At 68.8% G+C, this 9,174-nt stretch carries 8 protein-coding genes; all 8 read left to right on the plus strand.

Features of this window, described 5'->3' with window-relative positions:
- Positions 1–16: 16 nt before the first annotated feature.
- The 8 genes from ilvD to IM760_RS17560 all read left to right on the plus strand — a co-directional run bounded on the left by ilvD (position 17) and on the right by IM760_RS17560 (position 9,088).
- A complete protein-coding gene (gene ilvD / locus IM760_RS17525; protein ID WP_204431523.1) occupies positions 17–1,864 on the plus strand; it encodes a dihydroxy-acid dehydratase in 1,848 nt (615 codons plus the stop codon).
- 17 nt (positions 1,865–1,881) lie between these two features.
- The gene (locus IM760_RS17530) at positions 1,882–3,189 is read left to right on the plus strand and encodes a DsbA family protein (RefSeq protein ID WP_204431524.1); all 1,308 of its coding nucleotides are present in this window, start codon (positions 1,882–1,884) and stop codon (positions 3,187–3,189) included.
- Between the two features lie 123 nt (positions 3,190–3,312).
- Positions 3,313–3,699, plus strand: coding sequence for an MAPEG family protein (locus tag IM760_RS17535; protein ID WP_204431525.1), 387 nt, complete (start codon positions 3,313–3,315; stop codon positions 3,697–3,699).
- Positions 3,700–3,702: 3 nt separating this feature from the next.
- Positions 3,703–4,410, plus strand: coding sequence for a class I SAM-dependent methyltransferase (locus IM760_RS17540; RefSeq protein WP_204431526.1), 708 nt, complete (start codon positions 3,703–3,705; stop codon positions 4,408–4,410).
- A gap of 7 nt (positions 4,411–4,417) precedes the next feature.
- The gene (locus tag IM760_RS17545) at positions 4,418–5,422 is read left to right on the plus strand and encodes a 2Fe-2S iron-sulfur cluster-binding protein (protein ID WP_204431527.1); all 1,005 of its coding nucleotides are present in this window, start codon (positions 4,418–4,420) and stop codon (positions 5,420–5,422) included.
- 127 nt (positions 5,423–5,549) lie between these two features.
- On the plus strand, positions 5,550–6,875 hold the full coding sequence (locus tag IM760_RS17550) for a paraquat-inducible protein A (RefSeq protein ID WP_204431528.1): 1,326 nt from the start codon (positions 5,550–5,552) through the stop codon (positions 6,873–6,875).
- The gene (pqiB, locus tag IM760_RS17555) at positions 6,844–8,481 is read left to right on the plus strand and encodes an intermembrane transport protein PqiB (RefSeq protein ID WP_204431529.1); all 1,638 of its coding nucleotides are present in this window, start codon (positions 6,844–6,846) and stop codon (positions 8,479–8,481) included. The genes IM760_RS17550 and pqiB overlap by 32 nt, the downstream gene beginning before the upstream one ends.
- Before the next feature lie 94 nt (positions 8,482–8,575).
- Complete coding sequence (locus IM760_RS17560) at positions 8,576–9,088, plus strand: PqiC family protein (RefSeq protein ID WP_204431530.1); 513 nt, start codon at positions 8,576–8,578, stop codon at positions 9,086–9,088.
- The last annotated feature ends 86 nt before the right edge of the window (positions 9,089–9,174 follow it).

The following is a 9,174-nucleotide window of genomic DNA, read 5'->3' on the forward strand; positions in this document are numbered from 1 at the left end:
GGCAGCCGAGGATTCCATGCCCCAGTACCGCTCCCGCACCACCACCCATGGCCGCAACATGGCCGGCGCCCGCGCCCTGTGGCGCGCCACCGGCATGAAGGACGACGATTTCGGCAAGCCGATCATCGCCATCGCCAATTCCTTCACCCAGTTCGTGCCGGGCCATGTGCATCTCAAGGACATGGGCCAGCTGGTGGCCGGCGAGGTGGAACGGGCGGGCGGCATCGCCAAGGAATTCAACACCATCGCCGTGGACGACGGCATCGCCATGGGCCACGACGGCATGCTCTATTCGCTGCCCAGCCGCGACATCATCGCCGACTCCGTGGAGTACATGGTCAACGCCCACTGCGCCGACGCCCTGGTGTGCATCTCCAACTGCGACAAGATCACCCCGGGGATGCTGATGGCCGCCATGCGCCTGAACATTCCGGTGATCTTCGTCTCCGGCGGCCCCATGGAAGCGGGCAAGACCAAGCTGGGCGAGCAGAAACTGGACCTGGTGGACGCCATGGTGATGGCCGCCGACGACAAGGTGGACGACGCCACCGTGGCCGAGGTGGAACGCTCCGCCTGCCCCACCTGTGGCTCCTGCTCCGGCATGTTCACCGCCAACTCCATGAACTGCCTCACCGAGGCCCTGGGCCTGTCCCTGCCGGGCAACGGTTCCCTGCTGGCCACCCACGCCGACCGCCGCGAGCTGTTCCTGGAGGCCGGCCGGCGCATCGTCGATCTGGCCAAACTCTACTACGAGCAGGACATGGAGAACGTGCTGCCGCGCAACATCGCCTCCTTCAAGGCGTTCGAAAACGCCATGAGCCTGGACATCGCCATGGGCGGCTCCACCAACACCGTGCTGCACCTGCTGGCGGCGGCCCAGGAAGGCGCCGTGGACTTCACCATGGCGGACATCGACCGGCTCAGCCGCAAGGTACCCTGCCTGTCCAAGGTGGCGCCGGCCACCCAGAAGTACCATATGGAAGACGTGCACCGGGCCGGCGGCGTGATGGGCATTCTCGGTGAACTGGACCGCGCCGGGCTGCTGCACAACGACATTCCCATGGTGCATTCGGCCACCGTGGCCGAAGCCCTGGAACACTACGACGTGATGCGCACCACCGACGAGGGCGTGAAAAAGATGTTCACCGCCGGCCCGGCGGGCATCCCCACCCAGACCGCCTTCAGCCAGGACACCCGCTGGGACAGCCTGGACGTGGACCGCGCCGAAGGCTGCATCCGTGACTACGAGCACGCCTACAGCAAGGACGGCGGCCTCGCCGTGCTGTACGGCAACATCGCCGAGCGCGGCTGCATCGTGAAAACCGCCGGCGTGGACGATTCGATCCTCAAATTCACCGGCCGCGCCCGGGTGTTCGAGTCCCAGGATTCCGCCGTGCGCGCCATCCTCGGCGACCAGATCGTGGCCGGCGACGTGGTGGTGATCCGCTACGAGGGCCCGAAAGGCGGCCCGGGCATGCAGGAGATGCTCTACCCCACCAGCTACCTGAAATCCAAGGGCCTGGGCAAACAGTGCGCGCTGCTCACCGACGGCCGTTTCTCCGGCGGCACCTCCGGCCTGTCGATCGGCCACGCCTCCCCGGAAGCGGCGGAAGGCGGCGCCATCGCCCTGGTGGAGGAAGGCGACACCATCGACATCAATATCCCCGAGCGCACCATCCAGCTGGCGGTCAGCGATGAGGAAATCGCCCACCGCCGGGAGCGCATGGAGAAGCGCGGCAAGCTGGCCTGGAAGCCCAAGGAAATCCGCCAGCGCAACGTGTCCACGGCACTGCGCGCCTACGCCGCCCTGACCACCAGCGCCGACCGGGGCGCGGTGCGCGACCTCAGCCAGATCGGCGAATAAGCGCGGAGGGCCCAGGGATGAGCCTGCAACGTCGCCTGATGCCCTACCTGGCCCGGCTGCTCACCAGCCCGGGCCGGGAGCGCTGGCGCCGCCGCCTGCTGGAAGCCCGGCGCCGGCTGCGCCGGCGGCCCCATGAGGCGACCTTCTATTTCCGCATCGACGACCCCTATTCCCTGCTGATGGCCCAGGCGCTGCCGGCTTTCGGCGAGCATTTCGGGCTGCGCATCACGCCCCGGGTGATGCTCTATCTGGACGGCAACCTCTACCCGGACCCGGACCGGCTGCGCGCCCTGGCGCCCGGGGACGCGGCGGCGCTGGCCGAGCTGCACGGCCTGACGTTTCCCGGGCACGCCACGCCGCCGGATCCGGAGCTGAGCCTGGCGGCCACCCGCTGCCTGCTCAAACACGAAGGCGACGAGCGTTTCTGGAGCCTGGCCCATGCTCTGGGGCAGGCACTCTGGACCGGCGACCAGGAACGCCTGACCGCCCTGGCCCGCGACCACGGCCAGCAGCCGGAAGACCAGGCCCGGCTGGCCCTGGAAGCGCGCCGGGACCAGTTTCTCGGCGACGGCCACTACCTGACCGGCACCCTGCATTACCAGGGCGAGTGGTACTGGAGCCTGGAGCGTCTCGATCACCTGGCCCGGCGGCTGGAAGCGCTGGGCCTGGGCGGCGGCCCCTGGCCACTGGACTACGGCGCCGCCAAGCGGGCCCGCCTGGATCGGCCACGGCCGCCGGAGGGCACCCGCCTGGCGTTCTACTTCTCGTTCCGCAGCCCCTATTCCTACCTGGCCCTGGAACGGGCCTTCGCCCTGGCCGACCACTACGGCGTCACCCTGGAGGTGCGCCCGGTGCTGCCCATGGTGATGCGCGGGCTCACCGTGCCCCGCGCCAAACGGCTCTATATCGTCACCGACGCGGCCCGCGAGGCACGTCTGCACGGCGTGCCTTTCGGCAAGATCTGCGACCCGGTGGGGGTGGGCGTGGAACGCTGCATGGCCCTGTGGCCGTTCGCGGAGAAGGAAGGCCGTCTGCGCGAATGGCTGCTCAGCGCCGCCCGTGGCATCTGGAGCCAGGGCGTGGACGTGGCCGCCGACGCCGGTCTGGCAAAGCTGGCCCGGGACGCCGGCCTGGACTGGAACCGGGCGCGCCGCTGGCTCGGCGACGACCAGTGGCGCCAGCGCGCCGAGGCCAACCGCCAGGCCATGCTCGACGCCGGCAGCTGGGGCGTGCCCACCTTCCAGACCGGCGACGCCCTGGTCTGGGGCCAGGACCGTTTCGCCCTGGTGGAACGGGCGCTGACGCCACCGTTAAGCTCCGGTTAAGCCACCCTGCGCACACTGTTCGCGAACGGCCGGGGCGACCTTCGGCGTTACCGAACGGTCATTGATCACACCGTCGATTGCCAGCATGGTAACGGGCCTCTTTCATCATAAAAGGACCCTGCCATGACCCTGGCCTTCTGGTGCGTTCTGATCGCCATTCTGTTGCCCTACGCCTTCACCGGCTTCGCCAAGTTTCAGGGCGGATTCGGTTTACGGGAAAACCACAACCCGCGGGACTTTCTCAACACCCTGGAAGGGTCCCGCAAGCGCGCCCACTGGGCCCAGCAGAACAGCTTCGAGGTGACCCCGCCGTTCGCGGCCGCGGTGATCATCGCGCAGCTGGCGCAGACCGCGCCGCAGAACACCATCGACGGCATCGCCGTGGCGTTCGTGCTGAGCCGGGTGCTGTACGGCGTCTGCTATATCGCCGACTGGGCCAGCGCGCGCTCCCTGGTGTGGTTTTTTGGCATGGGCTGCATCATCGCCCTCTTCGTGGGGACAGCAGGTTAGTGAATGTCAGCGACCGACTCGACCAACACCTTTCTGGAAAAGGCCTGGAGCGACCACGGGCCGAAACTGATCAGCGGCTTTTCGCGGCCGGTCTATCATAATCTGATGGGTCTGCTGGGCGGGCGCCGCTACGACAAGCGCGCCTACGGCGGCATGATCCGGCACACCGAGGCGGCCATGCTCAGCCACTGGGCCGCCCGGGTGCCGCCAGGCGGGGTGGTGGTGGAGATCGGTTGCTATGGCGGCCTGTCCACCAGCTATTTGCTGCGCGGCCTGAAGAAACGCGGGGGCCGCCTTTATTCCATCGACCCGTTCAACTCCGACCTGGACAGGCAGGCCCGACTCACCGACCATTTGGTGCCCCTGGACAACAAGCCCACCCGCGCCCTGGTGGCGGAACGGCTGCGCCGCAACGGCTTCGACGGCCTGTTCGAACTGATCGAGGGCTACTCCCAGGACGCCGCCGCGCACTGGGACCCGTCGGTGAAGATCGACTTTCTCTGGATTGATGGCAACCATGAACAGGCCTGGCGCGACTTCAAGGACTTCCAGCCCCACCTCAACCCCGGCGCCCGGGTGGCGGTGCACGACGCCCACCCGCGCTACGGCTACGCCTCCGTGGTGGAAGACGTGAAGCGGATTTTCGCCGAGGGCGCCTGGGCCGACCTGGAACACGTGAAAAGCATCATCTCCGGCCGCAAGGTGGGCTGACCCCGCCGTGGCCCACCGTATCCGCATCAATGACCGGCACGACTTGATTTGCCCGCCCGGGGTCCCCATCCTGACCGCCGGCCGGGAGGCGGGGTTCGGTTTTCCCCATGCCTGCCGCAACGGCGTCTGTGAACGTTGCCAGGGCCGCCTGATCGCCGGCGCCGTGCGCCAGCGGCGCGGCGCCTCCCCGGACCGGCTCATCCACGCCGGCGATGCCCGGGCCGACCGGGTGCTATACTGCGTGGCCATCCCGATCAGCGATTGCGAGATCGAAGTGCCAGAGATTACCGCGCCGGGCGAACTGCCCGTGCACCGATTGCAGTGCCAGATCCTTCGGCGAGAGCCGCTCAATCATGATGTCACCCGCGTAGTGCTGCGTCTGCCCGCCGGCCGGACGGTGCGCTGGTTCGCCGGTCAGTACCTGATTCTCGAACTGGAACACGGCAGCTATCCGTTCTCCATTGCCAACGCCCCGGGCGGCCGCGAACTGGAACTGCACGTGCGTCATGGCGACGACAACAGCGCCGCCCACGCCATCATGGCGGACCTGGACGAGCAGGCCACGGTGGCGGTGACCCTGCCGGAAGGCCGGCGCTTTATCGACCGGGCCCCGGATCGCCCGCTGTGGTTTATCTGCGGATCCACCGGCTTCGCCCCGGTGAAAGCCATGATCGAACGGCTGATTCAGCTCGATTACCCGCTGCCGGTGCGGCTGTTCTGGGGCGCGCGCACGGAGCGCGACCTGTACCTGCCCGACCTGCCGGCGCGATGGGGCGAGCAGCTGCGTGACTTCCACGCGGTCACCGCCCTGTCCGACATCAGCAAGCCCGGCCACGCCCGCGGGCTGGTGCACGAGGCCGCCCTGGAAGCCCTGGCCGAGCCCCGCGAGCCGCTGTTCTATCTGGGCGGTTCCCCGGCCATGGCCTGGGCGGTGTTCGATGCGCTGGTGGAGGAAGGCGTGCCGCCCCGCCATATCCACTCCGACGTGTTCGATTACGCGCCTCGGGAATAACGCCAGACGCCGGACGCTTTAACCCGGATTCCGAAAGGTGAGGTCCGGTTCCGGGCTGAGCGTCCGGCGTCTGGCGTCTGGCTCCCCCGCCCGGCACAATGAAGCCTCCTTTGCCGCTGGCCATGCCATGGACGCCACCGCCCCGGACACGCCGCCCGCCACGCTGCTGCCCTGCCCGCAGTGCGACCTGGTGCTGTCGGTGTCCGATCCGGCCCCCGGGGAATGGGTGCGCTGCCCCCGCTGCGGCCACCCCCTGGCGCGCCACACCGTGCACGACCAGACCAGCCCGGCGCTGGCGGTGACCGCCCTGATTCTGCTGACCCTGTCGCTGATCTTTCCCTATATCCGTTTCGAGAAAAACGGTGTCGGCGAGCAGATGGGTCTGCTGGACGCGGCCACCGAACTGGCCGCCTTTCATCATCCGGCCCTGGCGGTGGTGGTGTTCGCCACCATCGTGGTGATGCCGGCCTGCTTTCTGGCCGCCCTGCTGTGGGTCCATGCCAGTCTGCGCCACACCCGCAAGCCGGACGCCGCGCCCCTGCCCGGCACCGCCGCCCTGGTGCGCGCCCTGCCGCGCTGGCAGCCGTGGATGATGGCGGACGTGTTCGCCATCGCCGCTCTGGTCAGCCTGATCAAGATTGCCGGCATGGCGGAGGTGGTGCTCAAGCCCGGCTTCTGGGCGTTCACCGGCTTCGCCCTGGCCCTGCTGATCACCGTGCAGCGGCTCCATCCGCTGGCGCTGTGGGCGCGGCTGGCCGGCCCGCCGCTGGCGCCGCCCGGGGCCCGTGCCGGGCGCACCGCCCTGGCCCAGGGCCTGGTGGGCTGCGAGCAGTGCGGCCAGCTGCAGCCGCTGGCCGGGCCGCGCCACTGCCAGCGCTGCGGGGCCCGGCTGCACCGGCGCCAGCCCGCCAGTTTGCAACGCACCTGGGCCCTGCTGGTGGCCGCCACCCTTTGCTGTTTTCCCGCCCACCTTTACCCGATCATGGTCACCACCAGCCTGGGCCATACCCAGCCGGCCACCATCGTCTCCGGGGTGCTGCAATTCATTCAGCACGGTGACTGGCCGATCGCCCTGATCATCTTCGCCGCCAGTGTTCTGGTACCCTTCGGCAAGATCATGGCGCTCGCCTGGCTGTGCCTGGCGGCGCGCCGCGACCGGGCGCTGGACATGGCGGCGCAGATGCGGCTCTACCGGATCACCGAGTGGGTCGGCCGCTGGTCGATGATCGATGTGTTCGTGGTGGCCATCGTGGTGGCCCTGGTGCGGCTCGGCAATTTGCTGTCGATCGCCCCGGGCCCCGGCGGGGTCGCCTTCGCGGCGGTGGTGGTGCTGACCATGCTGGCCGCCTTCAGCTTTGATCCACGCCTGATCTGGGACCGGCAAAACGCCGACCCGGATCCGGCCACGCAACGGGACGACGATGACCTCGACACCCTCCCGCGCCATTCATGAGCGCCTGCCCCGCCTGTCGCCGGTGTGGCTGATTCCGCTGGCGGCGTTGCTGATCGGCCTGTGGCTGGTGTTCGATCATCTGTCCGGCCAGGGTCCGATGATCACCCTCAAGCTGGAAAACGCCGAGGGCATCGAGGCCAACAAGACGCCGATCAAAACCCGCAGCGTGCAGGTCGGCACGGTGGAAACCGTGACCCTGTCCGAGGACCTGCGCCATACCATCGTCACCGCGCGCATGCAGGACGGCGCCGACCGCATGCTCAACAAGGACACCCGTTTCTGGGTGGTCAAGCCGCGCATCGGCCGGGAGGGCATCAGCGGCCTGGGCACGGTGCTGTCCGGCGCCTATATCGAGCTGCTGCCCGGCGACAGCGACAAGAAGGCGCGGGAGTTCGTGGTGGAAGAGCAGCCGCCGGTCACCGAGGCCGGCGCCCGCGGCCTGTACCTGACCCTGCACAGCGAACCGGGCAACAGCGTCACCACCGGCGACCCGGTGACCTTCCGCAACCTGACCGTGGGCCGGGTGGTGGACACCGAGTTCATCGCCGAGGACCGCAGCATCGAGCACCGCATCTTCATCGAGCGGCCCTACGATGTGCTGGTCACCGACACCACCCGCTTCTGGAGCGTCTCCGGGGTCGGTTTTCAGCTCGACTCCCAGGGCTTCCGGGTCAACCTGCAATCCCTGGAAACCCTGCTCGGGGGCGGCATCGCCTTCGGCGTGCCCGACGACACCATGCCCGCCGGCAAACCCGCCACCGAGGGGGCCGAGTACACCCTCTACGCCGACCAGGAAGCGGCCCGCCGCGGCCTGTTCGATCAGTATCTGGAGTACGCCCTGCTGGTGGAGGACACGGTGCGCGGGCTCAGCCGGGGCGCGCCGGTGGAGTACCGGGGCGTGCGCGTGGGCACCGTGGAGCAGGTGCCCTGGAAGTTCACCGGCGAGCAGCCGGATTCCCTGAACCGCTTTTCGATTCCGGTGCTGATCCGCATCGAGCCGCAGCGCATCACCCAGGGCAGCGAGGTGCTGCTGGACGACTGGCGCGAGCGGCTGGAGCACATGTTCGACAACGGCCTGCGCGCCACCCTGAAATCCGGCAACCTGCTCACCGGCGCCCTGTTCGTGGACCTGAATTTCCGCCAGGACGTGGCCGACTACGAGCCCACCCGCTTCGAGGGCGTCCAGGTGTTCCCGACCACCGCCAACGGCCTGGCGCAGATCGAGAACCAGGTGGCCGGCCTGCTGGAAACCCTCAACAACCTGCCCTTGCAGAAGATCGCCGAGGGGCTGGACCGCAATCTGGCGGCCTCGCAAAAAACCCTGGAACAGGTCACCGCCACCGCCGACCGGCTGGAAGCGCTGCTGGGCGACCCGCAAACCGCCCAGCTGCCCACCCGGCTGAACGACACCCTGCGCTCCCTGGAAGGCGCCCTGGACAGCCTGGCCGGCGCCGACGGCCGGCAACTCTCCGCCACCCTGGAACGCCTGGAGCGGGTACTGCGCGACGCCGAACCGCTGCTGCGCACCCTGCGCGAAAAGCCCAATGCCCTGATCTTCTCCCGCGAACCGCCGGAGGATCCCCTGCCAAGAGCGCGGGATGAGTAGCCGAGAGCCAGGGGTAAGCGGCCCAATGAATAGCCTCTCCCGCATCGCGGCTGAAGCCGCGGTGCTCGAACCCACCCACCGCCCGGAGCCCACGATGGCGATCAGATTCCCTCTCCTGCTGCTGGTGCTGCTGAGCCTGGCCGGCTGCGCCGGCACCCCCGCCACCGGCGAGCGCCAGTATCTGTTGCCCGCCGCCAGTCAGCCGGCGGCGGGCAGCACCCTGATGGTGCGGGTGCGTGTGGCCGGCTACCTGGATCAGGGCGGGCTGGTGGTGGAAACCGGCGCCACCACCCTGAGCACCGCCCGCGCCCACCGCTGGGCGGAGCCCCTGGCGGATCAGCTGGAGCGCGCCCTGGTCCAGGCCTTGCCGGCACCGGCCAACGGCACCCTGACGGTGCGGGTGACCCGCTTCCAGGGCACCGCCGACGGCGACGCCCGGGTCAGTGGCGACTGGCACTTCCAGGGCACGGACGGCGCCCCGGTCGGCGGTGTCTTCGACAAGCGAGAGGCGCTGGAGCGGGATGGGTACGAGGAGTTGGTATTGCGTCTTGATGCCGCCTGGATGGCGGTGGCTGGGGATATTGGTGCGCGTCTGGGGGCTCGGTGATCGCGACTAAAGTCGCTCCTACAACCACGCTGTAGATACCGTCTCTCCTATCCGGACTCAACCCCCAATGGGTTGGGTCTGGAAGG

The organism is Alloalcanivorax marinus (assembly GCF_016906305.1).
Classification (GTDB): Bacteria; Pseudomonadota; Gammaproteobacteria; order Pseudomonadales; family Alcanivoracaceae; genus Alloalcanivorax; species Alloalcanivorax marinus.

What these genes read in the sequence shown, in the direction of transcription:
- IM760_RS17530 (WP_204431524.1), top strand. Translation starts at nt 1,882, where the DNA reads ATGAGCCTGCAACGTCGCCTGATGCCCTACCTGGCCCGGCTGCTCACC.
- IM760_RS17550 (WP_204431528.1), top strand. Translation starts at nt 5,550, where the DNA reads ATGGACGCCACCGCCCCGGACACGCCGCCCGCCACGCTGCTGCCCTGC.
- IM760_RS17535 (WP_204431525.1), top strand. Translation starts at nt 3,313, where the DNA reads ATGACCCTGGCCTTCTGGTGCGTTCTGATCGCCATTCTGTTGCCCTAC.
- IM760_RS17540 (WP_204431526.1), top strand. Translation starts at nt 3,703, where the DNA reads ATGTCAGCGACCGACTCGACCAACACCTTTCTGGAAAAGGCCTGGAGC.
- ilvD (WP_204431523.1), top strand. Translation starts at nt 17, where the DNA reads ATGCCCCAGTACCGCTCCCGCACCACCACCCATGGCCGCAACATGGCC.
- pqiB (WP_204431529.1), top strand. Translation starts at nt 6,844, where the DNA reads ATGACCTCGACACCCTCCCGCGCCATTCATGAGCGCCTGCCCCGCCTG.
- IM760_RS17560 (WP_204431530.1), top strand. Translation starts at nt 8,576, where the DNA reads ATGGCGATCAGATTCCCTCTCCTGCTGCTGGTGCTGCTGAGCCTGGCC.